Here is a 26,482-nt window from a genome sequence, read left to right as displayed (position 1 = left end):
TCAGTCGGAAAGAAGCAGAACCGGCGTTTCGACCAGCTTTTTGAGCGCCTGGACAAAGCTCGCCGCATCATAGCCATCGACCACGCGGTGATCGCAGCTGATCGAGATATTCATCAGCTTGCGCTTCTCGATCCGTTCGCCGCCCTGGCCATCCGAGACGTACATCGGTCGCTCGATAATCCGGTTAGGCCCTATGATCGCCACTTCCGGCCGGTTGATAACCGGGGTTGTTGCAACCCCTCCTAGCGGTCCGAGTGATGTAACCGTCAGTGTACCGCCGGAAAGCTCTTCAGATTTTGCCTTGCCGGTGCGCGCGGCCTCGGCCAACCGGCCGATCTCATTGGCCAGCTGCCAGAGATTCTTGGACTGCGCATTCTGGATAACGGGGACCATCAAACCGGCATCGGTCTGCGCGGCCATGCCCAGATGGACTGCGCCATGGCGCGTTACCACGCCCGCCTCGTCGTCATAGCGGGCATTGATCATCGGGAATTCGGGCAGGGTCTTGCAAATCGCCGTGATCAACAGCGGCAGGATCGTCAACTTCGGCTTGCTGCCGCGATTGGCATTCAGCTGTGCCCGCATAACTTCCAGATCGGTGACATCCATCTCTTCAACATAGGAGAAATGCGGGATGTTGCGCTTGGACGCTGCCATATTCTCGGCGATGCGACGGCGCATTCCGATAACTTTCTTCTCTTCATCCGCGCGCGTCGGCGCAGCAGCTGAAAATCCGCCACTATAGGACAGGAAAGCATCTAGATCACCGTGACGAATGCGACCGTCTTCTGCGGGTTTCACTTCACCCAGATCAATCCCCAGATCCTTCGCACGCTTGCGCACCGCAGGGGTGGCGAGCACTTTTGAGTCCAGAGCGACAGCCACCGGCTCCAGAGCAGGCTCAGGAGCTGGCGTTGGAGCCGGAGCGGGTTCAGGGGCGCTTGGTGGTGCAGGCTCAGGTGCAGGAGTTGCTTCAGCCGGTGTCGCTTCGGCAGGTGTCGCTTCAGCCGGTGGGGCCTCATCCGAAGCGTCGCCTTCCACTTCGATAACCAGCAGCATCGCACCAACCGCCGTCACGTCACCGATCTCGCCTGCCAGCTCGACCACCGTGCCATCCACCGGGCTCTCGATATCGATTGTGGCCTTGTCGGTCATCACGTCGACCAGGTGCTGGTCTTCGGAGACCGTGTCGCCAACCTTCACGTGCCATTCGACAATCTCTGCCTCGGCAACGCCTTCGCCCACATCGGGCATGTTGAACGTGAATTTCGCCATAGGTCTTACTCGCTCAAAAGTCGGTCAATCGCCTCGCCGAGGCGGACGGGGCCTGGAAAATAAGCCCATTCAAGGCTGTGGGGATAGGGTGTGTCGAAGCCCGTGACCCGTTCGATCGGCGCTTCCAGATGATAGAAGCACCGTTCCTGCACCAGTGCAGACAATTCCGCCCCAAAGCCGGAGGTGCGCGTCGCTTCGTGCACGATCATGCATTTGCCGGTCTTCTTTACCGAGGCTTCGATCGCTTCGATATCCAGCGGCATCATGGTGCGCAGATCGAGAATGTCGGCCTCGACTCCCTTTTCTGCACAAACCGCCTCTGCCACATGTACCATCGTGCCATAGGCGAGCACTGTGATCTGCTCGCCCTCTGTTACCGTGCGCGCCTTGCCCAGCGGAATCTTGTAATAGCCCTCGGGCACGACACTATCGCGATGCTTCTTCCAAGGCTCGACCGGCTTGTCATAATAGCCCGAGAACGGGCCATTATAGATACGTTTAGGCTCGAAGAAGATGACGGGATCATTGTCCTCGATCGCGCTGATCAGCAGGCCCTTTGCATCATAAGGCGTCGCCGGGATAACAGTCTTCAAGCCCGCAACATGGGTAAAGATAGCTTCTGGGCTCTGGCTGTGGGTTTGGCCACCGAAGATGCCGCCCCCGAAGGGGGAGCGCACCGTCATCGGGGCGATGTAATCGCAGGCGGAACGATAGCGCAGCCGGGCAGCTTCCGAAATCAGCTGGTCAAGACCGGGATAGATATAGTCTGCGAATTGGATTTCGGGGACCGGTCGCAAGCCATAGGCCCCCATCCCCACTGCCACGCCAATAATTCCGCATTCCGAAATCGGAGTGTCGAAAACCCGAGTCTTGCCGTGCTTTTCCTGCAGGCCTGCGGTGCAGCGGAACACGCCCCCGAAATAGCCGACATCTTCGCCCATCACGATCACATCGGGATCGCGCGCCATCATCACGTCGAGCGCCTCGTTGATCGCTTCGATCATGTTGAGGCGACGTTCTGTATCCTGGCCCGCGGTGGCCGGCTGTTCTTTCACTTGAGTGCTCACGACCATGGCTCCTCTCCGGGCCACTTGATCTCTCGTTCCCGTTTGGCCTGCGCCGCTTGCTCTTCGAGATGCCACGGCAGATCTTCGTAGACGTCCTGGAACATGGTGCGGAATGGATGGTGCAGGCCATGGCCGAGAATGCCGTTCTTCTCGGCCTCCTTGGTGGTTGCCTTCACATGTTCGGCAGCTTCCTTGTCCATCGCGGCCTGCCGGTCTTCGTCCCATTCACCCAGCGCGATCAAATGATCCTTGAGGCGGGTCACCGGGTCACCGAGAGGCCACTCCTCACGCTCCTGCGCGCTGCGATATCCTGACGGATCGTCCGACGTTGAATGCCCTTCTGCGCGATAGGTGAAATGCTCGATCAGTGTCGGCCCGGCATTGGCGCGCGCGCGATTGGCGGCCCATTGTTCGGCAGCATAAACTGCCAGCGGATCGTTGCCATCGACGCGAAGCCCGGCAAGGCCATAGCCCAGTGCGCGCGCCGCAAAGGTAGTCCGCTCGGCGCCGGCAAAGCCGGAGAAACTCGATATCGCCCATTGGTTGTTGATCACGTTGAGGATTACGGGCGCGTTATAGACTGTTGCAAAGGTGCAGGCAGAGTGAAAATCGCCTTCTGCCGTACTGCCTTCGCCGACCCAGGTTGCCGCGATCCTGCTGTCGCCCTTGATCGCGCTGGCCATCGCCCAGCCCACCGCTTGCGGGGTCTGTGTCGCGAGGTTGCCCGAAATCGAGAAGAAGCTGTGATCCCTGCTCGAATACATAATCGGGAGCTGGCGGCCCTTCAGCTTGTCACCCTTGTTCGAATAGATCTGGTTGATCATTTCCAAAAGGGGATAGCCGCGGGCAATCAGCACGCCTTGCTGGCGATAGCTGGGGAAGACCATGTCATCACTGGCAAGAGCCATCGCGGCAGAGATGCTGGTCGCCTCTTCCCCCGTGCACTTCATATAGAAGCTGGTCTTGCCCTGCCGTTGCCCGCGAAACATGCGCTCATCGAAAGCGCGCACAGTGGAAAAGTGCTGGAGCATGGTGCGCAAGGTGTCGGGATCGAGTTTCGGATTCCAAGGGCCGTGCGCCTTGTCGTCATCACCCAGGACCCGGATCAGGTCATAGCAGAGCGGCAACGTGTCCTTGGCTTCACAGGCTTCGTCCGGCCGCGGCATTTTGCCGGGTTCGCCAATATCGATATGTGAGAAGTCCGCCTTGTCGCCAGGGCGGAATTTTGGTTCGGGCACATGCAGCGCAAGGCGAGGCTTGTTCTGCCCTTCGGGCCGGTCGGCCATAGATGCTCTCCCAGGCGGCTGATTTGGTCAGACGCAATCTTACTCTGTAGCGCACTTTTATTGCGCAGAGCCGCTTCGGTCAAGCAAGCGGACGCCAAATCGGCTAAACCGCAACAGGTGCCTTGATCGGAGCCTGCGGGGTATAATTATGCACCACAAAATCTTCGATACGGTACCCGAAAATACTGTCCGGGCGACGTAGTATCTCAAGCGTCGGGCTGCCTTGTGGTTCCCGCGACAGCTGCTGCGTGATCAAATGCTCGTGATTGAGGTAGAGGTGCGTGTCGCCTCCCATCCACACCAGTTCGCCCGGCTCCAGGTCGGTTTGCTGGGCCAGCATCCGCTGCAACAACGCCGCAGACCACAGGTTAAACGGAAGCCCCAAAGCGACATCACAGCTTCGTTGGTACAACGCACAATTCAGCCGACCATCAGCAACATGAAATTGGTAGGTCTTGTGGCATGGGGGCAATGCCATCCGGTCCACTTCAGCCACATTCCAGCCTTCGATGATATGGCGGCGGCTGCCCGGATTGTTGCGCAGGGAATCCACCACTTGCGCCACCTGGTTGATGCCCTCGCCCTGTTCGAACAGGCCGTCCTTGCGATAGCGATAGGTCGGCCAGTCCACCCATTGCTTGCCATAGACCGGGCCAAGATCGCCCCACTGTTTCGCGAAGGCCTCATCATCTGCGATCCGCTGGACGAAATCATCCAGCGCCAGTTCGTCGCCCGTCTCCTCAACGTAGCGCGCGTGAGGCCACTCATTCCAGATCTTCACACCTTGAAGAACCAAGGGCCGGATGTTGGTCTCACCTGTCAGAAACCAAAGCATCTCGCGCGTTGCCGTTTTCCAGTAGACCCGCTTTGTCGTGAGCAGAGGCATGGCGCCATCCGCCAGATCGAAGCGCAGGGTTGCGCCAAAGACCGAACGTGTGCCGATCCCGGTGCGATCGACCCGCTCGCTGCCATGGTCCCAGATGTGCCGCATCAGATCGAGATATTGCTGCTCTGGATGCGCGCCGGGCGCAGAATCGGTCGGGTTCAGGGCACTGGCCATGGCATTTTCCTAGCGGCGCAATTGCCCGCTTGCCACCCCGGCCATCCACACCTATAGCGCGCGCCTTGCCTCGACCCGCAGGGAGTTTTCTTCCCGCGGGACCGACACGGTCGGGGAGTAGCTCAGCCTGGTAGAGCACTGTCTTCGGGAGGCAGGGGCCGGAGGTTCGAATCCTCTCTCCCCGACCAATTTAGCAACGCAACCCCGGCAGCATCACTCAATCATGAAGCGTGCGCGCAACGAGAAAGATGTGCCCTCTTCCAGTTCGCCCGACGGGCTGACGCGGAAGTTGGTGATATTGGTATCACAACCATCTGCATCGGCAACGGGAGTATAGCCGTAGCTGGTCCCGCCATTGTTGGAAAATTCCAGATCATCCGTTCCGCTGCCCAAAGCGGTATAGGAATAGGACAGGCCCGAAACAGGCGATCCGTCGACAAACAACACAGGGCCAGAGCCAGGAGAAATATCGGCCAGGCACATTTTGGTGTCAGCAGGCACAGTATCGACGATCGATACGCTTCCGTCGTCAGCCTCGACAATTCCGGTATTTGCTACGCCAATAACATAATCAATCATCGCGCCTGGAATCGCCTTGGGGTCGCTCGACCCGTTGACCGGATCCGAAAAAACCGCGCTCACCTTTGTAGCGGCAAGCGTCGTGGTCGGTCGACAAACGGTAATGTCATGCAACGCTACCGCTTGCTGGCCCGGGTTGGCAGGAGCCAGCGAATGGTTGCCATATTGGATTGTGATCGTGTCGACCGGTTGCTGGAAGGTGACAGTCACATTGCCATTGGCGGATGTGCTATCCGATGCTGCATCACCGTAAGCCGTGTTGCCGGCAACGTAGTTTGCGACACCATTCGTCAGCGTTGGAATCACAGTATTTCCGTTGAACGAGCCGGTGACCGTGATGCGATCGGCAAACTGGTTGGTCCCGAAATCGACATCGAATACGGTGAATTGGGCAGCCATGACCGAACGCGGCAGATCGATCTGCGTTGTGACCACTTGGCTTTGATTGGCCAAGTCTACCAGCTGGATTAGTGATTCCTCGGGCGTGCCGATGCCACCTGTCATATCGGTTTGCAGGTTGGGCGACTGGCCTCCCAAAGCAGCATTATTCAGCCAGACGCCGGGATTGGTCAGCGTGAAGGCGACCTGACCCAGCGTGCTAAGAGCGTAAGAGTTGGCGGTGGAACCCGCAGTCCAACTCAAAGGGTCCCAATCATGTACCGCAGATCCGGCGCTACAATTCAATAAGGGGGGCGTTCCGGCAACCCTTGAACCGGCCACGGTGAAGGTTGCTGTATCGTAGTCATCTTCGGCCGGAACGGCATTCCCGGGACTTGAATCGACGTCCGCAACAGATGACGCCGTGATTTCCGCGACATTGTCGATTACCGCTCCGGCAGTTGCGGTGACTGTGACGGTGATATCCAGCGAAGCCGACGCACCCGGAGCCAATGTGCCGACCGTCCACACTCCCGTGACTGGATTGTAAGATCCCGAACCGGTATCGGAAACATAGTCGACCCCTGCTGGCAGAAGATCGGTCACCTGCACACCATTGGCAGTCAACGCTGATGACGCAGCATTGAATACCTGAAGCGTGTATGTAACGCCGGCTCCATTCGCAGGTGTACTGTTGTTGACCGTTTTCGAAAGCGAGAGATCGGCGAAACTGAATGTCTGCTCCCAAGTGAAGTCAGAGACCGCCATGTACTGCCAATCCCCGGACGGATCGGATCCGGGAGAGGCCTGACCGTAAAGGTAGCGGATCCGCACCCGCTCGACCGTTACCGTTCCGAAATCGACTTGGATATCGCCTGTCGTGCTGGTGATGCCGCCGGAATAATTGGTGCCATGGAAACCCTGCTGCCCATTGACCGTGGTGAGGCCGACGGCCGAACCCAACGTGAAAGCGCCAAGGGATCGAAGGTTCTGCCATGTACCACTTCCCGTATCGTATTCGATTACGACGGCATCGTGGAAATTCACGCTGCCAAAGAACCTGTCGACATTGCCGACTGTGAAAGCAAGCTGTTCCACCGCTGTTGCGAAGGTGTAGGTGGTTTCGAAATAGTCACCGGCATCAAAGACCGAATGATCGGTATTGTAGAGCAAATTGCCGGTGAAGCTGCTCACCTGGCCGGTATAGTACGATAACATACCGGTTGAGTAGAAGTTGGTGAAATCGCCGTCGTTCGCGTCACCATCCGTCACAGCGGAAGTGTTAATCGTGATCGAATTTGGCCCCACTGCTAGTGTGGTGCCATCATTGACAACCTGCAAATTCGAATTGCCCAGATTGGTCCAGTCGGCAGTAAGAGTGGTTTGAGCCTGGGCCGCACCCGCCAATGCACCAATGGCAAGCATGGTCGAAAGCGCGCGAACGACGCCCAAGACACTGAAATGTATAGCGTTGATGAGATGGAACATCTTGGCGATGACATAGCCCAGCATGGTTAACAGCGCGTTTTCAGCACAACCGCCAAGAGCAGATCGTTGCATCATCGTCCCAATCCCAGGAACGAGAACGTATCCGCGTCAATCTTCGCCCGGATCGATGCGAATACGCCCTTGTCGGTATTGCGGGCAGCGGAGAAATCACGGTCGCGGAAGCCGGTGATGTTGTAGCCGACCGTCAACAGCACGCCGTCTGCCGGAACGAACCCGATCTGCGGACCGATCGCGAAGCTGGTCGTGCCATCGTCAAGGTTAGCGCGAACAGTCGCGGCACCACCTATTTCGAAGCGTTCACCCAGGCCAATGCGCGCGTCGAGGCCAGCCAGAGCAGTAAATCCGTCAAGATCGAAGCCCTCGAACCGGTCAAAGTTGTAACGTGCGCCCACGAACAGGCCGAATTCATCCCGACGGGTCATCAAACCATCATCGTCTTCGCCCTGGGGCGACCAGTTGGTCGATAGGCTCGCGATAAGGCGGCGTGACTGGGCATCGCCGTTGACCAGAAGCGCAGTGCGACCAGCAGGCCCGGTTTCCCCGGCCACGGCATTGGTGACCGCATCGCTGCGATATTCAATCTTTCCGAGGAAAGCGAATTCAGACTCGTCCGGACGATGCGCGATTGCAATCGAGCCATCCATGATTTCCGTGCTGGCTCCGTTCTGGCCGTCAGCCTTGGTCCAGGTGAAGCCGGAACCGACAACACTGCCCTCACCCAGCTGCCTGATAGCACCCAAAGTCACGCCCTTGCGATTGGCGAATTCACCGTCGCGATATTCCGCACGGCCCGTCGCGCTCCAGCGATCCTTGCGCCAAGCAGCCCCGAGGGTCACGGCAGTAAAATCTTCGAACACGCTGCCGTCCTGGCCAAGTTGGCCGCCGCTGGCGACCGGCTGGGCTGGATTCACAATATCTCTGATCGATGGTGCGCCGCCCAAGGTCCTGCTGCCGTCGACAGTTGCATCGAGGGTCAGCGTAGGCGTTACTTGAAGCGTCTGGGCCAAGCCGAACGCAGCGAAGCTGCGATTGCCAAATTCGCCGATGTCCTGCTGGCCAAGCGTGGAAGTAATGCGGGCACCCTGCCAGGGCGAAACTTCGATGCCACCGCGCAGAGTGCGGGCGTCAATATTCTCGCCATCGGCAATCTCGTAAGAGCCGATGAGCCGCACATTCTGGGTAATCGCATAACGCGCATCAAAACGATGCCGCGCGGGAAGATCGATCGACTCCGGATTGTCCAATGCGATGCTGGTCGAGGCGCTGAGCTCCAGCTTGTTGTCGAACAAGCGCTGGGTTGCGCCCGCCTCGAGCAATGTCGAAGTGTTGCGGGTGCCGTCCGCCAGGCGATCGTTGAAGTGCGACAGGCCAAGTCGCATGTCTGTCCGGTTGGAACGATAAGCCAGTTGTGTCTGCGCAGCACGGCGACGTCCGATGTCAGCGAGGCTGTCATCCTGCCAAACGCTGGCCAGAACGCTGAAGCGTTCGTCAATTTCATAGCGCGCATCGACGCCGAATTTCCGGCGACCAAGTTCTGCGCCACTCTGCTGGCCGACACCATAATCCTGCTGCAATGAACGCGCATAGGCGAGCACATCGAGTTTGCCGGTCTGGTGCTGTGCCTCAACCAGCCAGCCATTGGCGGTATCGCCATCACGTTCACTGACAGCGAGTTCTGCACGGATCTCGGTGGTCTCACCAATGCGTGCGCGAAGGTCAACGGCACCGATATTGGTACGCTCGCCATCGCCTTGATCAGTAATCGCGGTCGCGCCGACACGAATTGCGCCAGTCTTGTCGGTCCAATCAGCCCGGACACCGGCATTCCATTCTCCACCCGCAAGGCGATCGACTTCGTAATCGATAACGATGAACTGCGGATTGAAGTCGAAATCACGGCTGGTGATCGGCTGGCTGAAGGTAATTGTGCCCGACAGCACATCGATATCATAATCGATGAACCGCGTTAGCGTGCGGGTGCTGACGATCAACTCCGAACGGAAGCGGTCGCGCACTTCGATTGTTACGGTTTCGCTGTTGGCGACAATATCTCGGCTGCCCAGGCGATACGGACCCGAAAGACCATTACCCTGGATCTCGTCACGACGGAAGCGGGTCCCGATCTTGGCGGCGAAGCCACGTGCAGTCACCGATCCAAGCCTTGCCTCAGCTTTCACACCAGTAGCGGTGCGGTTGTACCGCGCCAGTTGGGTCTGGTCGAAGCCGGTCTGGTAGTCGCCATAGATCGCGAAGAAGGTCGAGGTTTCGATCCGCACATAGAGCTTGTCGCGCGACGGCGCATCGAAGCGACGGCTCGAGGCATCGGCGAAAACCGTGTAATAGGCATCCGGATCGAGAGCGCCCAAGACACGTTGGTCATCGCGCTGCTTCGCACTGTCGTAAGCGAGCGTAACGAGATATTTCCCGAGCACGCGCCCCTTGGCGTAGAGCGCAACACGGGCCTTGTCGCCCAGATCGCTGTCGAAGCTGTCTGCCCGCTCCATGTTGTCGGCGACGGTCTTGGCGCCGACCGAACCCTCGGCCAGGCCCACAATCGTCCACTCGATATCACCGGGTTCAACCCAGGTCTCGATCATCTGACGCCGTTCGATATTGTTGTCGTCAAAGCGGAAATCGAGGCGCAAGGAGCCACTCACCATCGTCGGCGCGAGTTCGATCTTGGCAATGCCGTCGCTACCTTCGATGACCCAGCGGGCAGACGAAGATCCGATACCGGTCAGCTGACGAAGCTGCTGCAATTCAATCTGTGCCGCGCTCTGGAATGGCTCGTTGAGAGTAAAATCTCCCGAAATGCCTTCGCGAACAGGGCGTCCGTTGCGATCAAGCACCCGGATAGCGACCACCGGACGGGTCACCCCGTCAGCAACCAGCACCGACTGGTCTGCGACCAGTTCGACGCGCGATGGCTTCGACGTGAAGTAGACGACGCGTTCCAGCGTTTCGTTGACGCCACCCATCGAATTCACGATCTCTGCCTTGAGCACGGTCCGCTCATCATCCAGCGGCACACCGCGCCACAGGCTGACGGCGAATTTTCCGTTGGGAGCCGACTTGGTACCGTCGAAGGCGAGCGGATCGACCGGCTTGCCATCGACATAGAGCTTGATCGTTTGTCCCTTGCGGTGGCGGAAGGCCACGCGAACGGCGGGGGCACGGGGGTTGTGATCAACTGTCGGCGTCAACCAACCGTCAGGCCCGTCACCCAGCGCCAGCCAATCCGTATCGGCCGGCTTGGCAGCACCAGTTTCGACAATTGGGCGATCGCCCTCGCCGACCGTGAGCAGGCCAGTGCCCAGAACCGGTGTTTCGAGCGCCTTGGCAGCAGCCTGGGTCAGCGCCGCAAGTGCCTCCGGTGGCAAGACCGCGTGAAAATCGACTTCGGCCAGGGAACCGCCCTGCCCGATCACGAAATGCGAGGAGGCGCTGCCAGCACTGCGGGTAGACCGCGTGCAATCGACGAACTTCCCGCCTTGCGGCAAGGTCATACGCGCCGCCTGGACGACATGTGTGCCCGGCACTACGCCTTCGAAGTGGTAGCGGCCATCGGCGTCGGTCACAGCGAAGCTGCCGTCTTCCAGCATCACCCGGACGCCCGGAATGCCGATCCGGTTTTGATGGATTGTACATCCGCCCGCGGTCACCCGGCCGATAATCGTCATGCGTCCGGCAATATTGTCACGTTCAACATCGATTGATGCGCGTGCGATCGTCGTCCGACCGAGAGAATCCGTTGCTTCTGCGCGGTTTATGGCTTGTCCTGGCGGCGCATCGGCGCGGATAACCATCGCGTAGGTCACCCTGCGCGCTGTTCCACCGGCCATATCGCCCAGCTGGATTTCCAATCGATTGCCATCCGGTGCGATTGTGATCGCATCGGGGGCAGCGACACCGTCGAGACGGATGGATTCCGGGCGCAAACGCAGCCAGCGCGAAGGTCGGTCAACCAGCACCACGCTGCGCTTGATCCGGCTCGGATCGGCGTTTCTGGCGACGACGGTATAGAACACCGCATCGCCAGGCTGCGCGCGCTGTCGTGACACGTCCTTGGTCAGGCTGATCTCCAGACTGGGGCGATCAAGCGGAATATCGATCTGGACCGGGGTTTCATCAACAAGAGCCAATGTGCCCCCGAAAGACGCGTCCTCAATGATAAAGGGCCTTCCGTCAGGCCTGAACAATCGCGCCAATTCCTCCCGCGATGCCACAGAGGGCGCGGTGTAGGGTTCAGGCGGATCAATCTGAATTCGATAAGTCCCCAAAAAGGTGAGAGGGAACCAGTATTCTCCTGGCCCCATCGGATACACATTGCCTGCCGCATCTGTAATCGGCTGACCGGATATGACAGTTGACGGCCAAGGGGTTACGCCATCCTCGGCAAAGACTCTTGCTGGCTGGCCAGTGGCGACATCGATCAATGTGACAATCGCCCCGTCAACAGGCTCGCCGGTTTCGCTGTCGAACACGACACCGAACGGGTCGGCCAGGACTTCAACGTCGGCCTGGACGAGAACCACAGTTTCGCCGGGCATCGAGACCGAGATCGACAAGGACGTCCCGTCGTCAACACTCAGCGCGCAATCGCCCGCAACGGGCGCAGGCGGATTGCGCCGACTTGCTATCTGCCCAACGAAGACACCGGTGTCTGGACCGGTCTCGAAGATTTCGATCTCTTCCCTGTCACCAGAAGTGGTCTCGATCACCGCAACAAGGCTGTCGATAGCGTCCGGATCCTTGTTTGCACCCGCTGCGACGACTTCAAAGATGACATCCTGGCCGGCCTTGACGCTCGTGCTTTCGGCGACATTGGACGTGATCGGGGGGGCGGAAGACGTATCTGTGTTGCCCGACGCAACCGATTGGTTGCCCAGGCATTGCGGGGGTGAATAGATGAACTCGCGCCCTCCCGAAGGAACGGGCGCAAACGTTCGGATTTCCGGGGGCGGCGCCTCGACCTCGAACATTACCGTGTTCGATGTGGTCGAGGCGGCTTTCCCCTGAAAAACCCATGTGGCGTCTGCAGTATTTTCGATTGTCTGAGCGTTTGCCCCCTCTGCAGACACGACAAAGGGCAGCAGCGCTAGCAAAAGCGCTGCTGCCAGATGTCGGGTTGAGGACAGTATGCTCAAATCGCTACTTTCGTCAGGCGACGCGATAAAAATGTCGCCCAATCAATCAGTTGATTGTTGCGCGGAAGTAGAGAGTGCGGGTAACACCCGCGGCAATGTCGCTCAGCGAGCCGGAAACCGTGCCGGAACCGAAGCTCCCGCCGGCCGTGCCGTCCGCGTTGCAAGTGCCTGCTACGCCATCAAACGTACCGTTGACGAAAATGCCGAAGCCAGCGTCATAGGTGACGTCGGCTGGCAGAACGTCGCTCACGGTAACGCCAGTCGCAGTCGCACTGCCCGCACCGTTGGATACTGCAATGCAATATTCAACGACTGCACCCGGAATTGCTTTCGGGTTGGTAGTGCCATTGACAGGATCACTGATCAGAACGCTGCTTTTCGCCGCTGTCAGCGCTGCCGCTTGCACGGTGTAGCTGTCAGTGTCGGAGAAAGCGCCGTCATTGGCGGCATCCGTGTCACCCGCACCATCAGCGAGGACAGTGTCCACACCTGCAGTGTTGGCACCAGCGGTGGCCGTCAGTTCTGCACCCAGCGAGCTGGCTGTGCCACCCGCATGCGAGTCAGCCGTCAGGATAACTTCTGCAACATCGCCAGTGCTTTGCGAGATCGGAATATCGCCAACCACGAAGACACGGACGGTTTCGTCTTCCGCGACTTCGTCGAGGAATGTGACTTCGGTGTCGCCAGCATCGAATACGCCGTCGCCATCATCGATGAAGAATTTGACGTTGGTCACGTCAAAATCATCAGATGCCGGCTGGGCGACCGACAGATCGAGATCGATCGTGTCGTTCGAGAGGTTGGTGACATCGAAAGTCGTGACCTGTTCGATTCCGCCAGGCGAAACATTGGTCGTTGCGCCACCAACTTCGGAAACCGTCACATTGACCTTGCGGTCAACTGTGAACGTGTCCGTCGCTGTGACGTCCGTCTGGTTTACCCCGCCTACCTCAAAGTCCACGGTGACGGTGTTGGTGATCGTATCACCAGCAGTCGTTCCCGCGGCCAGGGCAGGCGAAGTGCTGAATGCGATAAGCGCTACAGAGCTTACTGCACCCAGCAATTGCTTGCTGCGTTTCATTGTACTGGTCCTCGTAGTTGCCCCCGCGCGAACCCGACCGCCCGCGGAGATTGGCGGTTATCTTTCGCTCTTCAGCGAATGATGGCTGGATATTCGAGACGACCGCTTTCGCCGGGGTTCACCACGGCAAGGGTCCATCGAATATGTGTGACATCTGCGGCCTGCGCGTTGCGGCTGACACCGCCTTCGCTAGCCACAGAAAGCTCTGTGAGTTTGCCAAATGTGGTGCCGCCATCGACCGAAACCGTCAGATCCGGGTCGGCGTCATCAACAAGCCGCACTGCGGCTGGCAATGGATTGTTGACGACGAAGTTTTCGACCGGCTCGGTGCCAGAATTCGTGAAGGTCGTCGTGAACAGCAGGCGATCGCCTGGTACCACCACATCTGGTGCAACATATTCGGTCTTTGTCGCTCCGCTCTCGTCGGTTGTCGTCTTCTCGACCTTCACATCACCGGACAACTGCACCGGAGACTGGGCATGGGCGGGAACAGCCATCGCAGAGAGGGCAAATGCGAACGATCCGAAGAGTGCTGCAAGATTTTTCTTAAACATTTGCAGTTCCTTACTCGTCAATAACTACGTCGAAGGTGATGGTTGGCGCGCTGCCACCAGCAACAGTTCCAAGGTCGACAGAGATGCCCGTGGCCGACGCTTCTCCGGCATCGTCGCCGCTGGCATCGGTCAAACCGCCGCCGTCGAGCGCTAGAGTGCCCGGCTGGTAGGTCGTGTTGGTCGGGATCGCGTCGGTGATGACCAGATCATCGACCGAAGTGCTTCCCTGAACGTCTGCGCGGATGGAAAATGTGATTGTCGCACCCGGAACTGCCGACGTGCCACCGAAAGGATCGGCAACCGTTGCAGATTTCACCAGATCGACCGTGGTAATCGCGACAACCAAATCACCCGTTGCGCTGTCATCCGCCCCGCCCACGCCTACAATGGCGTCGCTGCCGTCAACACCGGCACCCGCGAAGGTCGTTCCAGGCGCCCCGGTGCCGGTTACGGCCTCTGCGGTCAGTTCGACCTGGCTTTCTTGCGTGTCAGTTGCGCCTGCGGGCACCGTGAGCAGCACAAACACGGTCAGCGTGCCGTCTGCGGCGATCTCTGCGGTCGTCGCGGGCGCCGTCAGGATCGCGTCGATCCCGTCATCATAAACGCCGTTTCCGTTGGTATCGACGGCGATCCCGTCGACAGTGCTGTCGAAATCATTGCCCGCGACCGCGGGATTGGCCGTCAGCGTATAGGCTTCCGGACCGTTGCCCGTGTTGGTCAGCTCGAAAGTCAGGACATCGGAACCCGGCTGGGTCGAAACCGGCCCGGGATCGAGTGACGTCACTGTAACGTCGAGCAACTCGTCAACTTTGAGGGTGACGGTGTTGGAGTCGATCGTCTCGGTACCATCAGCCGTGTCATAGGTGGCCTGTGCAGTGTTCTCGATCAGAGTACCTGCATCGACCCCGCCCGCATGTGCAGCTGAAGGGACGCCGACAGCAAGGATGGCTGTTAGCCCGAGGTAGCGAAATGTGTTTGTGTCCTTTTTCATGCCACTGATATGGCCGAAATTGGTTAACAATCCGCTCAACAGGGAGCGGAAAATGGCGTCAAAAAGCTCCCTTTTTGCAGGGATTTGCCCCTTTGCCGGCTCAGCTCTTGTAGAATTCCGCCAGTTCCAGCGTTCCTGACGACTACGTTGTCTCGTGTTAACTTTCGACGCCAAACCTCGCAGAATGGCGAATCGCCCGTTTACCCTACCTTCTCGAGGCGCGGCATTGGGGTACGCAGAAAAAAGAGCTCGGGCAGCCAGACGGCTACCCCTGCACACGACAACCGACAATGACAGGGCGCTGAGAAGTTAAACTTTTATAGTTCCGTAACTTAAAGGCGATATCTTTCTTGCGATCGAGGGTCCGAAGGAGCTCTTCGATCTATCCCAAGGAACCCAAAGCAAGAACCTCGCAATTATTAAATATCAATTGTTTATCTGCATTACCTCAATCATTTCCCTCGAATGGGTCACTCGTTCTTTCCTGGCCTCAATATTGGTCCATAGCGAGTAATGCGAGAACGATAGTCATGCCCCCCAACCCCAAGGAAAGCCGCCAGCGCAGGGCCAACCACTCGGGGCCCTCGAATTTCAACGCCCGGTCGACCAGCGGCGAAAGGCACAGGAACAGGCCGAGCCACAAGAGCGATGGGCCAGGCCAATCCGCTCCGAAGGTCCATGGCAGATAGAGCCCGAGCGCAATGAGACTGGGCAAGACCGATACGGGATAGACCCAGGGGCTGACTAAGGCAGATCGGATCCCCTGGCCGAACCACACGCCGCCGAGAAAGCTGAAAATCAGCGCGGCGTAGCCAAAACCGGCTGCCAGGGCGATCCAACCCCATGCACCGCCGTAAATCGCCAGACCCACCGCAATTGCCTGCGGCAGCAACCCCGCCAATCCCAGCCATTGCGCCAGCCTTGGAACACCCTGCCCCGCGGTCAGTTTGTCCTGCGTATCCACAGTCATCATTCAATGGCCCTCATTCATGTCAGACTACGACAAACCTTCGCGCCATCGCGCGGTTCCCAGCGGGCGCATATCACGGCTCGCCGGATTTGGCAGGCTGGCCGGAGGCGTCGCAGGATCGATGCTGGGCGAAGGCGCCAAGCGTCTGGCCGCAGGAGAGCGCCCGAAGCTGAACGAGCTTGTCCTTACGCCGGCCAATGCGAAAAGGCTGGCTGATCGCCTCGCTCATTTGCGCGGTGCGGCGATGAAGCTGGGGCAGATGATCAGCATGGATGCCGGCGATCTGTTGCCGCCTGAGTTGTCTGACATCCTCGCCTCTTTGCGGGATCGCGCCAATTTCATGCCACCCAAGCAACTCGACAAGGTACTGGCTGAGGAATGGGGCAAGGATTGGCGCAAGCAATTCCGTCGTTTCGAACCACGCCCGATTGCAGCCGCGAGCATTGGGCAGGTCCACCGTGCGCTTACCCGCAACGGCGAACTTCTGGCGATCAAAGTACAGTATCCAGGCGTCGCGCAAAGCATCGATAGCGATGTCGACAATGTCGCAACCTTGCTGAAAATCTCCGGCCTCTTGCCAAAAGAGCTCGATATCGGGCCTCTGCTGGATGCAGCGAAGGAGCAATTGCACGAGGAAGCGGATTATCGCCGCGAAGGCGAGCAAATGGACCTTTACCGCGCGCGCTTGGCTAGCGAACCGAGCTTTGTGGTGCCCGAATTACACGAAGGGCTCACCCGTGACCGGGTTCTGGCGATGAGCTTCGTCGATGGCATTCCCATCGAGAGCCTCGAAAGCGAGCCCCAGAATCTGCGCAATGACGTGTTCGAAACGATGATGCGCCTCGTGACGCGCGAGTTGTTTGAGTTCGGGGTCATGCAAACCGACCCGAACTTCGCCAATTTCCGCTATCAGCGCGAAACCGGCAAGGTCGTGCTGCTCGACTTCGGCGCCACACGGGCCATCGCGCCTGCCGTCCAGAAGGCCTATCGGGCACTGCTCGAAGCGGGACTGGCGGGCGACAAGGACGGTATTCGATCAGAGGCAATTTCTGCGGGTTTCATGTCACCAGCCGTGATTGAACGGCACCCGGAGCGGGTGGACCGCATGATCGACATCATCGTGGGCGAAATGAACCAGGACTCTCCCTTCGACTTTGGTGACCGCAGCTTCGTGCCCTTGCTTCGCGAAGAAGGCATGGCCATCGCCCAGGACCGCGCGACGTGGCACTTGCCGCCAGCAGAGACTTTGTTCGTTCAACGCAAGGTCAGTGGCACAGCCCTTCTGGGGGCACGCCTGAAGGCGGTCGTGAACGTCAGGGCCGTTGTCGCAGAAGCTCTCGCAAGCACTGCCTAGATCACGCCCTGTGCGTCAGGTATTCTTCTGAGAGGCTATCCAGCGATCGATATGCGCCTCTAGGACATTGAGCGGGACTGCCCCGTTTTCCAGGACAGCGTCGTGGAAGTCCCGAAGGTCGAAGTCCTCTCCCAATGCATCCGAAGCGCGCTGACGCAATTCGCGTATCTTGAGCTCACCGATCTTATACGCAAGCGCCTGGCCCGGCCAGGTGATGTAGCGGTTCACTTCGGCGTCGATATTGGCAGCTGTCAGCGCGGTATTGTCGAGCATGAAGTCGACGGCACGCTGCTTGCTCCAACCCTTGGAATGGATGCCGGTATCGACAACCAGCCGCGTAGCACGCCACATCTCGTAGCTCAGGCGCCCCATCTCCTTCGCTGGCGTATCATACAGACCCATCTCGATACCCAGACGCTCCGAATAGAGGCCCCACCCCTCGACAAAGGCCGTGAAGAAGGTGCCGTTCCGGCGCAACGGATGGATGTCCAGCTCCTGCTGAAGCGCAATCTGGTGATGATGCCCTGGCACGGCCTCGTGGACGCCCAGCGCTGGCAATTCCCACAATGGGCGCTGGTCGAGCTCGGTTGTGTTTACGCGGTAAATGCCAGCGGCACCGGTCGCTAGCGAGCCCGGCTCGTAATAGGCTGTGGTGTTGCCCGGAGCCTGCGCCGCAGGGATTGGTGATACCGTATAAGGCTGACGCGGCAAATTGCCGAACAACTTGGGCATCCAGCCATCGATCTGTTTCGCCAATGCCGAGGCAGCCGTGATCAGTTCCTCCGGCGTCTTCGCATAGTATTTCGGATTGGTCCGCAAATCTTCGATGAAAGCCTCGCGGGTTTCGAAACCGGCTTGCGCGGCAACCGTCTCCATCTCCGCCCGGATACGCGCTACTTCAGACAGACCCAGATTGTGGACCTCGTCCGGAGTCATGTCCGTCGTAGTGAACAGCTTCACACGGTATTCGTAGTAATCGTCACCATCAGCGGTGGCGAGAATCCCGGGTGTGCCGGTGCGACATTTCGGCGCATACTCATTGACATAGAAGTCGCGGAAATCGCGATAGGATGGGAAGACAGACTCCTCCAGTGCAACACTGGCGCGATCCTGCAGACTTTCCCAATCGGCCTCGGAGATCGAGCCCGGCCGGTCTCCTGCAAAGGGGCGCCAGAACGGGGATTCCTTATAGTCGTCGAACAGTTGTTGTTCGATGCGCTTGTCAAAGCCCTGCATCGGCTCGCAGGGCTGGGTTAGTCCGCGATCCACTGCCTCGCGGCTCCGTTCGATCCCGTCTGCGTTGAGTTGCGCAAATGCTTCCAGGCGCCCGACATAGCTTTCGTAGTCGGCAAGATTGAACAGCGGCGAGCGATAAGGAAGCGAAGCAAAGCCGGAGAACCAGCCGCCACGGTTGGTGAAAATCTGGTAGCGTGTCTGGGCGAAATCCGCCCCGGCCAAGCCATCATCGAAACTGCGCTTCAGGATGGCATAGTCGACCCGCAGGTCGTCTGGCAGAGCATTCTCGTCGATCGCTTGAAGCCGCGCGAGGAACGCCTTGCTCTCCGCGATTTGCCGGTCAAACTCGGCCAGAGAGAGATCCCCAAGCTTGCCGTCACCCCTGCGGTCTCCAATGCTCGTCGCCAATTGGGGGCTCGCGTCCAATTGTGCCTGCCAGATCTCTTCGCGCAGCTCGGTGTAGGCAGTGGCTGCGTCGGATTGCGCCGTACCTGCCGGATTATCCTGCGCAAAGGCGGGCAGCATTGGGACCAACATCGAGCCAGCCAGAAGTGTGGCGGCGAACAGGGTTTTCATGGCAAAGTCTCCTCAATGGCGCCTTCCTATTGCGGTGACCGCGTCGGGTCCAGTAGGCGAAGGGAATGAGCACACACCCGTCCGTCCTGTTCGTTTGTCTTGGCAATATCTGCCGCTCTCCCTTGGCGGAGGCCGCGTTTCGCAAAGCTGCGCAGGATGCCGGGCTGAAAGCCGAGGCGGACAGCGCCGGAACAGCGGCCTATCACATCGGCGAGCCACCAGACCCGCGCAGCATCGCAACGGCCGGTGCGAACGGCATCGACATATCGGGGTTTCGCGGGCGGCAGATTGTCAGAGGAGACTTTACACAATTCACCCACATCCTCGCGCTGGATCATTCCAATCTGCAGAACATCAACGCGATCCGCCCGAACGATGCACCCGCCCATGTCAGCTTGCTGATGGATATGGTGCCCGGTCGTGAGGGCGCAGCAGTCGCCGATCCCTACTACGGCGGGGAAGAGAACTTCACCGATACGTGGGAGGATGTCTGGATGGCCGCGCAGTCTCTTGTGCAGCAATTGCGGGCTTAACCGCCGCGCAGCAGCTGGACGCCATAGTCACGCTCGAAGAGGTAGAGCAGAATCCGAGCGGCCTCTCCGCGCGGAGAGGAAAGGCCGCCGTCCCGTTCTACCAATAAGCGCGCATCATCATGGGCCACCGGTAGCAAACGCTGGATCTGCTCCAGATCCGCCACCCGAAAAGGCGTATCGCCTGATTGGCGTGTGCCTAGCAATTCCCCGCCGCCGCGCAATTCCAGATCTTCCTCTGCAATCCGGAACCCATCCTGCGTTTCCCGCATTAAGGCGAGCCGCTTCTTGCCGGTTTCAGACAGGGCTTCGCCGCGCAGGAGCAAACAAACAGATTTTTCCGATCCCCTGCCGACGCGGCCGCGCAACTGATGCAATTGGGCAAGGCCAAAACGCTCTGCCTGCTCGATCACCATCAGGGTCGCAGCAGGAACGTCTACGCCGACTTCGATCACAGTTGTTGCAACTAACAACATAGCCTCGCCATTGGCGAAGCGGGCCATGGCGGCGTCCTTCAAACCTGGTTCCAACTGACCATGAACCATGACCACCGTATCGCCGAACCGCTCTTTCAACGCTGCATAGCGCGCCTCAGCAGCGGCGATGTCGTCGGTTTCGTTCTCGCGCACCATCGGGCACACCCAATAGGCCTGGTTGCCTTTGCCGATGTGCCTGCCAATCCCTTCGACCACTTCTGCGAGCCGGTCCTGTCCGACGACACGCGTATCGATCGCTTGCCTGCCCGGTGGCAATTCATCCAGACGGCTGACATCCATCTCGCCATATTGCGCCAGGGTCAGCGTGCGCGGAATCGGGGTGGCCGTCATCGCCAATGTGTGGGGCGTGCTCTTGCCTTTGCGCGCCAGCATCAAGCGCTGTGCGACACCGAAACGGTGCTGTTCGTCAATCACGACCAGACCAAGATCCTTGTAGCCGACGCTATCCTGGAAAAGGGCGTGGGTGCCGATCACAAGATCGATGCTGCCATCGAGCAACCCTATCAGAATACTCTCACGAGCCTTGCCCTTGTCCCGCCCGGTTAGCAGGGCAATCTCGACCCCTGTCGGCGCGGCCATGCTTCGCAAGGTCTCGAAATGCTGGCGCGCAAGAATCTCGGTTGGTGCAAGCAAGGCGGCTTGTGCGCCCGCCTCGACAGCAACCAGCATCGCCTCCAGCGCGACCACCGTTTTGCCTGCCCCCACATCGCCTTGCAGCAAGCGCAGCATCGGAGCTTCGTGCGCAAGGTCCTGCTCGATTTCCGCGATTGAGCGTGTTTGCGCACCCGTCAGCGGGAACGGCAGCTGCAATCTTCCGCGACGGGATCCGTCGCCGACCAGCGCCCTGCCCCTGCGCTGTCGGTTATCCGCGCGCACCAGCATCAAAGCGAGGCTGTTCGCCAATAACTCATCATAGGCAAGGCGATCTCGCGCTGGCGCATTCTCCGACTTGTGCGCCAATTTCAGGGCATCGGACCATTGCGGCCATTGTTCCTTCTCGAACTGGCTCGGCTCAATCCATTCCGGCAAGTCAGGAAGGATGGCCAACGATTGCTGCGCTAGATTGCCAACCTTGGGTTGGGTCAGACCTTCAGCCAGCGCGTAAACCGGCTCACACAGCCGCTGGAGGCTCTCTCCGCCCTCTTCGAGCACATGATCTGGGTGCACAATCTGCAGCACGTCGCCATAGCGCTCCAGCTTGCCGGCCACCCAGCGCTGCTCGCCAACCGGCAACTGTTTCTTGGCTGAGTAGGCGGCGCGCCCAAAGTACGTCAGGGCGCAAATATTGCCGATAGCATCCTGGGCCAGAACGCGATGCGGCCCACGCCCGGGATTGCGTGGTCCGCGATGCTCGGTCGGGGTAAGGGTGATTACGATTTGCTCGCCCTCAGCCGCCTCATCCAGGTCTTGGACTGCGCGCCGGGCCACGAACCGGTCTGGCAGGTGGTACGCAACATCTCGCACCCTCCCCAAACCCAAACGGTCGAGGGGCTTTTTCAATTTGGGGCCGACACCATCAAGCGTATCGACCTCTGCAAACAGCGGGTTGAGGATATCCGGACGCATACCCGTTTCTATAGCCGCTTGCGCGCTCAATGCGAGTGCCGTAACCGCCCGCCATGGCCGATATCCAGACCCGCCTCGCCCGCTGCAAATTTCGTTCCTGGCATCGAGGAACACGCGAAGCCGACTACATGATTGGCGGGTTCTTCGATCGTTACTCCCAGGAATGGGATGAGGACGATCTGGTTTGGTTCGAACGGCTGCTCGACGAGGATGACGTCGACATCATGGCCTGGGCTCTGGGCACGCAGCCCACGCCAGACACCTTTGCTGGGTCGCAGATGGATGCGATGCGCAAGCTCGATTACGTCGACATTCCCCGCTGAGCCGTTCGATAACGGGGTGGCGCAAGCACCCGCCCAACGCTAGTGCTTTCCGAGACTTGCACCCCTTCCGATGGCGGAAAGGGGCTTTTTTGCGTGTGTGCGGAACAGCGAGAACCGTGGAGCGATTGAATATCAATGCCTGATCTGTCCCACATCCTGAAGGCCAAGCAATCGCTGACATTGTCGTCCGTCGCACGAGGCGCGCAACCTCTGGTGATGAGTGATCTTGCCCGGGCCGCCACGGGCCGCGCAGTGTTTATCGCGCCGGATGATGCGGCGATGCGCGCGGTGACCGAGGCCGCACACTACTTCGCACCGGAACTGGATGTTATCGAATTCCCCGCGTGGGATTGTTTGCCGTATGACAGGGCAAGCCCGGCGCTTTCTGTCAGCGCCAAGAGGCTGGCGGCGCTGCATCGCCTCCAATCCGGCAAATCCGGCTCCCAATTGGTGGTGACCACCGTCAATGCAGTGCTGCAAAGGGTTTTGTCGCCATTCCGTATCCGCGAAAGCGTGCGCGAATTGATGGCGGGTTATGAAATCGGGCGGGAAAGCCTGTCTGCGCTGCTGCGTCGACAGGGCTACACGCGCTCCGACACCGTGGTCGATAGCGGCGAATATGCCATTCGCGGATCAATCGTCGACATTTTCCCGTCCGGCCTCGACCAAGGCCTGCGTCTCGACTTCTTCGGAGACGAACTGGAAAGCCTGCGCTTGTTCGATCCCGGCACGCAGATGAGCACGGAAGTGATCCAGTCTCACCTGCTTCTTCCCGCCAGTGAAGCCTTGCTGGATGATGAGACGATTAAGCGATTTCGCAGCCGGTATCGCGAGTTGTTCGGCGCTGCCGCGACACAGGATCCTCTTTATGAAGCAGTAAGCGAAGGCCGCAGGCTCGCCGGAATGGAGCATTGGCTCCCCCTGTTCGAAGACAAGCTTGCCACCCTGTTCGACCATCTCGATTCGAGCGATCTGGTCATCTTCGACGGCGCTTCATTGCCTGCAGGCGAGGAGCGGCTTTCCGACATCAGCGATTACAAGGAAGCACGCAGCAAGGCGACCGGTCAGGCTAAAGGCGGATACCGCCCGCTAGAGGAGTCGTCCCTCTATCTGACCGAAGCAGAATGGAACGAAACCCGGCAATCATGGCCTGCGCACAAGACGGTGATCTTTGCCGAGCCTAACGGGCCCAAAGTAATCGACTTCGCGTTCAGCTCGGCACGCGATTTCGCGCCTGAACGGGCCCGTGGCGACAATATCTACGAAGCTGCTGCCAAGCACCTCAAAGGGCTGTCGACCCAGGGGAAACGTCCGCTGCTGGCAACCTATTCAGAGGGCAGCCGCAGCCGGATTGCCTCCATCCTGTCTGAGGCCGGATGCGAAACGAAGCTTGCTGATAGTTGGCAGGAAGCACTTGGCCTCTCGGCCAAGGGCACGCCGGTCGCGTTCGTGCTGCCTATCGAAACCGGGTTTTCCAACGACGAGCTCGAACTGTTGACCGAGCAGGATGTGTTGGGTGACCGGCTCGTCCGGCGCAAGAAGAAGCGCAAGGATTCCGATGCGTTTCTTGCCGAGCTGCAAGCCCTCGGCCGGGGTGATCTGGTGGTCCATGTCGAGCATGGGATCGGCAAGTATCTGGGTCTGGAACCCATCGCCGTGGGCAAAAGCCAGCATGATTGTGTGATGCTGGAATATCGCGGCGGGGACAAGCTCTACATCCCGGTCGAGAATATCGATGTCTTGTCGCGCTACGGCTCGTCCGAAGAAGCCGTCATGCTCGACAAGCTGGGCGGCGAAGCATGGCAACGCCGCCGCGCACAATTGCGCGAACGCATCCGTGAGATCGCCGGTGAATTGATGAAGACGGCTGCCCGGCGCGCGCTCAGGAAGGCCCCCGTGCTGGAAGCCGAAGAGGCATCGTTCAACCAGTTTGTCGAGAAATTCCCTTGGGAAGAAACTGACGATCAGGATCGTGCCATCGCCGATGTTTTGCGCGATCTGGAAAGCGGCAAGCCGATGGACCGGCTGGTCTGCGGCGATGTTGGTTTTGGCAAAACCGAAGTTGCGCTGCGCGCAGCGTTCGTGGCCGCCATGAACGGACAACAAGTGGCGGTTGTTGCCCCCACTACGCTGTTGGCACGCCAGCACTTCCAGAACTTCTCGGAGCGTTTTGCCGGTTTCCCGCTTAATATTGGCAGGCTGAGCAGGCTTGTCCCCGCCAAGGAGATGAGTGAAACGCGCGAAGGCCTGGCCAAGGGTGATATCGACATCATCGTTGGCACGCACGCGATCCTGTCCAAATCGACCGAGTTCAAGAATCTCGGCCTCGTCATTGTGGATGAGGAACAACGCTTCGGTGTCACCCATAAGGAGAAGTTGAAGCAGCTGCGCGCAGATGTGCACATGCTGACGCTGACCGCCACTCCGATCCCGCGTACGCTGCAAATGGCCATGACCGGCCTGCGCGAATTGTCGACCATCCAGACCCCTCCGGTCGATCGTCTCGCGGTCAGAACCTATGTGATGGAATGGGACGATATGGTGATGCGAGAGGCGCTGCTGCGCGAGCATCATCGCGGCGGGCAAAGTTTTATCGTCGTACCGCGCATTTCCGACATGGAAGCCATCGAGGAATGGCTCGGCAATACCGTGCCAGAAGTGAAAGTAGTGACCGCGCATGGCCAGATGGGCGCGGGTGAGATCGAGAAGCGCATGAGCGCGTTCTATGACGGCAAATACGAGGTGCTGCTGTCCACCACGATTGTCGAAAGCGGGCTCGATCTGCCCAGCGCCAATACCATAATCATCCACCGTGCGGACATTTTCGGCCTCGCCCAGCTTTACCAGCTGCGCGGTCGTGTCGGGCGGGCGAAATTGCGTGCCTACGCCTATCTGACCTATGGCGCCGACACGCAATTGTCAGAGGTGGCGGAGAAACGGTTGAAGGTATTGGGCGACCTCGATTCGCTTGGTGCCGGGTTCCAGTTGGCAAGCCACGATCTCGATATCCGCGGCGCCGGCAACCTTCTGGGCGATGAGCAATCCGGTCACATCCGCGAAGTCGGCTTCGAGCTTTACCAATCGATGCTGGAGGACGCGATCCTGGCTGCCAAGGCAGGCGATGCCGGATTGAGCGAGGATCGCGAGCCGCTCAGTCCACAGATCACCGTCGATGCGCCCATCATGATACCGGAAGACTACGTCCCTGACCTCGCCGTCCGAATGGCCCTTTATCGCCGCCTCAACCAGGCACAGGACAAGGGTGAGATTGAATCATTGGCTGCAGAAATGATCGACCGGTTCGGCCCCCTGCCCGATGCGACGTCAAATCTCGTCCGGCTGATCGAAATCAAGCATCAGGCGATCGAAGCGAATATCGCCAAGATCGATGTTGGGGCTCGGGGCACCCTCGTCACATTCCACAATGACGACTTCCCTGACGGGCCGGGGCTGATTGCCTATGTCGACCGTTTGAAGGGCACAGCAAAACTGCGCCCCGATATGAAGCTTGTGATCAATCGCGCATGGGGTGACCCGCGCAGCAGGTTGAACGGGCTTTTCCAACTGACAAAGGGCCTGAGCGGAGTTGCCCGCAAGGCTCAGAAGCGTGCTGCTTAGGCGTTCGCGAGCGCCAGGAAGCGCCTGCCGCTCATTGGAGCGGCTTTGAGGAAACCCTGATAGGTATTGCAACCTTCTGCGGATACCAACGCGCGCTGGCCTTCGCGCTCGATGCCTTCTGCGATCACATCCAAGCCAAGGGCGTTCGCCATGGCCACGATGCCGCGCAGCACCGCCAGGTCACGCTCGTCCTCCACGATCCCGTCGACCATCAAGCGGTCGAGCTTGAGATAGTTCAGCGGAAGCATTTTCAGATACCGGAAATTACAGAACCCCGCTCCAAAATCATCCAGCGCTGTGCGCATTCCGGCTTGTTGCAAGCGGCCGAGCGAAGTTGCTGCATGCGGCAAATCGCCTAGCAGGACCTCCTCGGTAATCTCCGCCGTCAGACGCGCCGGATCAATACCCGCTTCCGCGATTTCGACGAGGAAGCGTGAGGCAAAATCCTCCGATTCCACTTCTTCCGGGGTAACATTGACCGACAATCTCAGATGTTGTGGCCAGGACCGAAATTGCTCGAACGCCGACAAGGCAACATGGCGGGACAGTTCAGCCGTCACCCCCTCCTCAGCAGCAAGGGCAAAAAGGGTCTGTGCACCAATCTCACCGCGTTCGGGATGCTGCCAGCGGGCCAGGGCCTCTGCGCCAACGAGAATGTCCGCCGGCAGGGCATATTGTGGCTGGAACACCGTCTCTATTTCGCCCGCGGCAATAGCAGCCCGGAGAAACGGGCCATCGGCCAGGAACGATTCGAGTCTATCAAACATCGGGTCAGACATATTCATTCCAGCGCGCTAGCGACAAATCTCAGCTTAGCATCCCCATTATCCAGATGCGTTGCCAAATGGCACGCCCCCTCATAGGGGGGTGACCGGCAGAGGACAC

17 protein-coding genes and 1 tRNA gene are annotated in these 26,482 nt (G+C 59.2%); 5 read left to right on the top strand and 13 right to left on the bottom strand.

Annotation, left to right across the window (positions count from 1 at the left end):
* The 4 genes from ABD653_RS01635 to thyA form a co-directional block, all read right to left on the bottom strand.
* Nucleotides 1-1,275 (bottom strand): dihydrolipoamide acetyltransferase family protein, encoded by a 1,275-nt coding sequence (locus ABD653_RS01635; protein WP_160779549.1) that lies wholly within the window; start codon nucleotides 1,273-1,275, stop codon nucleotides 1-3.
* Between the two features lie 5 nt (nucleotides 1,276-1,280).
* Nucleotides 1,281-2,348: an alpha-ketoacid dehydrogenase subunit beta gene (locus ABD653_RS01630; RefSeq protein ID WP_199801127.1), complete on the bottom strand. Its 1,068-nt coding sequence runs from the start codon at nucleotides 2,346-2,348 to the stop codon at nucleotides 1,281-1,283.
* Complete coding sequence (locus ABD653_RS01625; RefSeq protein WP_160779548.1) at nucleotides 2,339-3,628, bottom strand: thiamine pyrophosphate-dependent enzyme; 1,290 nt, start codon at nucleotides 3,626-3,628, stop codon at nucleotides 2,339-2,341. The genes ABD653_RS01630 and ABD653_RS01625 overlap by 10 nt, the downstream gene beginning before the upstream one ends.
* A 103-nt stretch (nucleotides 3,629-3,731) precedes the next feature.
* Complete coding sequence (thyA, locus tag ABD653_RS01620; protein WP_160779547.1) at nucleotides 3,732-4,688, bottom strand: thymidylate synthase; 957 nt, start codon at nucleotides 4,686-4,688, stop codon at nucleotides 3,732-3,734.
* 111 nt (nucleotides 4,689-4,799) lie between these two features.
* Here thyA and ABD653_RS01615 point away from each other — a divergent pair.
* Nucleotides 4,800-4,876 (top strand) — tRNA-Pro (locus ABD653_RS01615).
* Nucleotides 4,877-4,901: 25 nt separating this feature from the next.
* Here the strand turns inward: ABD653_RS01615 and ABD653_RS01610 are convergent.
* The 6 genes from ABD653_RS01610 to ABD653_RS01585 form a co-directional block, all read right to left on the bottom strand.
* The gene (locus tag ABD653_RS01610) at nucleotides 4,902-7,208 is read right to left on the bottom strand and encodes a DUF11 domain-containing protein (protein ID WP_160779546.1); all 2,307 of its coding nucleotides are present in this window, start codon (nucleotides 7,206-7,208) and stop codon (nucleotides 4,902-4,904) included.
* On the bottom strand, nucleotides 7,205-12,136 hold the full coding sequence (locus tag ABD653_RS01605) for a hypothetical protein (protein WP_234032184.1): 4,932 nt from the start codon (nucleotides 12,134-12,136) through the stop codon (nucleotides 7,205-7,207). Before ABD653_RS01605 ends, ABD653_RS01610 begins: the two co-directional genes overlap by 4 nt.
* Before the next feature lie 211 nt (nucleotides 12,137-12,347).
* Nucleotides 12,348-13,382 carry a DUF11 domain-containing protein gene (locus ABD653_RS01600; protein ID WP_160779545.1) on the bottom strand — a complete coding sequence of 345 codons (1,035 nt, stop codon included), beginning with the start codon at nucleotides 13,380-13,382 and terminating at the stop codon, nucleotides 12,348-12,350.
* Nucleotides 13,383-13,453: 71 nt separating this feature from the next.
* Nucleotides 13,454-13,936 (bottom strand): hypothetical protein, encoded by a 483-nt coding sequence (locus tag ABD653_RS01595; RefSeq protein WP_234032183.1) that lies wholly within the window; start codon nucleotides 13,934-13,936, stop codon nucleotides 13,454-13,456.
* Nucleotides 13,937-13,946: 10 nt separating this feature from the next.
* A complete protein-coding gene (locus tag ABD653_RS01590) occupies nucleotides 13,947-14,927 on the bottom strand; it encodes a hypothetical protein (RefSeq protein ID WP_160779544.1) in 981 nt (326 codons plus the stop codon).
* A 490-nt stretch (nucleotides 14,928-15,417) separates the two neighbouring features.
* Nucleotides 15,418-15,900, bottom strand: coding sequence for a DUF3429 domain-containing protein (locus ABD653_RS01585; protein WP_234032182.1), 483 nt, complete (start codon nucleotides 15,898-15,900; stop codon nucleotides 15,418-15,420).
* A gap of 16 nt (nucleotides 15,901-15,916) precedes the next feature.
* Here ABD653_RS01585 and ABD653_RS01580 point away from each other — a divergent pair, with 16 nt between their 5' ends.
* Entirely contained in the window at nucleotides 15,917-17,251 is a 1,335-nt protein-coding gene (locus ABD653_RS01580; RefSeq protein WP_160779543.1) for an ABC1 kinase family protein, read from the top strand.
* A gap of 15 nt (nucleotides 17,252-17,266) precedes the next feature.
* Here the strand turns inward: ABD653_RS01580 and ABD653_RS01575 are convergent, their stop codons facing one another.
* The gene (locus ABD653_RS01575; RefSeq protein ID WP_160779542.1) at nucleotides 17,267-19,063 is read right to left on the bottom strand and encodes a DUF885 domain-containing protein; all 1,797 of its coding nucleotides are present in this window, start codon (nucleotides 19,061-19,063) and stop codon (nucleotides 17,267-17,269) included.
* Between the two features lie 65 nt (nucleotides 19,064-19,128).
* Here ABD653_RS01575 and ABD653_RS01570 point away from each other — a divergent pair, with 65 nt between their 5' ends.
* On the top strand, nucleotides 19,129-19,596 hold the full coding sequence (locus tag ABD653_RS01570; protein WP_160779541.1) for a low molecular weight protein-tyrosine-phosphatase: 468 nt from the start codon (nucleotides 19,129-19,131) through the stop codon (nucleotides 19,594-19,596).
* Here ABD653_RS01570 and recG read toward each other — a convergent pair.
* Nucleotides 19,593-21,656 carry an ATP-dependent DNA helicase RecG gene (gene recG / locus ABD653_RS01565; RefSeq protein WP_160779540.1) on the bottom strand — a complete coding sequence of 688 codons (2,064 nt, stop codon included), beginning with the start codon at nucleotides 21,654-21,656 and terminating at the stop codon, nucleotides 19,593-19,595. The genes ABD653_RS01570 and recG overlap by 4 nt on opposite strands.
* Before the next feature lie 53 nt (nucleotides 21,657-21,709).
* On the opposite strand from recG, the gene ABD653_RS01560 reads away from it, so the two are divergent.
* Together ABD653_RS01560 and mfd are read left to right on the top strand one after the other, a co-directional pair.
* Nucleotides 21,710-21,979 (top strand): FAD assembly factor SdhE, encoded by a 270-nt coding sequence (locus ABD653_RS01560; protein ID WP_160779539.1) that lies wholly within the window; start codon nucleotides 21,710-21,712, stop codon nucleotides 21,977-21,979.
* 135 nt (nucleotides 21,980-22,114) lie between these two features.
* Nucleotides 22,115-25,597: a transcription-repair coupling factor gene (gene mfd, locus ABD653_RS01555; protein WP_160779538.1), complete on the top strand. Its 3,483-nt coding sequence runs from the start codon at nucleotides 22,115-22,117 to the stop codon at nucleotides 25,595-25,597.
* Here the strand turns inward: mfd and ABD653_RS01550 are convergent.
* Nucleotides 25,594-26,364 (bottom strand): EAL domain-containing protein, encoded by a 771-nt coding sequence (locus ABD653_RS01550; protein WP_344705254.1) that lies wholly within the window; start codon nucleotides 26,362-26,364, stop codon nucleotides 25,594-25,596. The two genes, mfd and ABD653_RS01550, sit on opposite strands and share 4 nt — an antisense overlap.
* Between the last annotated feature and the right edge of the window lie 118 nt (nucleotides 26,365-26,482).

It is taken from the genome of Parerythrobacter jejuensis (assembly GCF_039536765.1).
Taxonomy (GTDB): Bacteria; Pseudomonadota; Alphaproteobacteria; order Sphingomonadales; family Sphingomonadaceae; genus Parerythrobacter; species Parerythrobacter jejuensis.
This window is presented reverse-complemented; position numbering and strand designations above follow the sequence as displayed.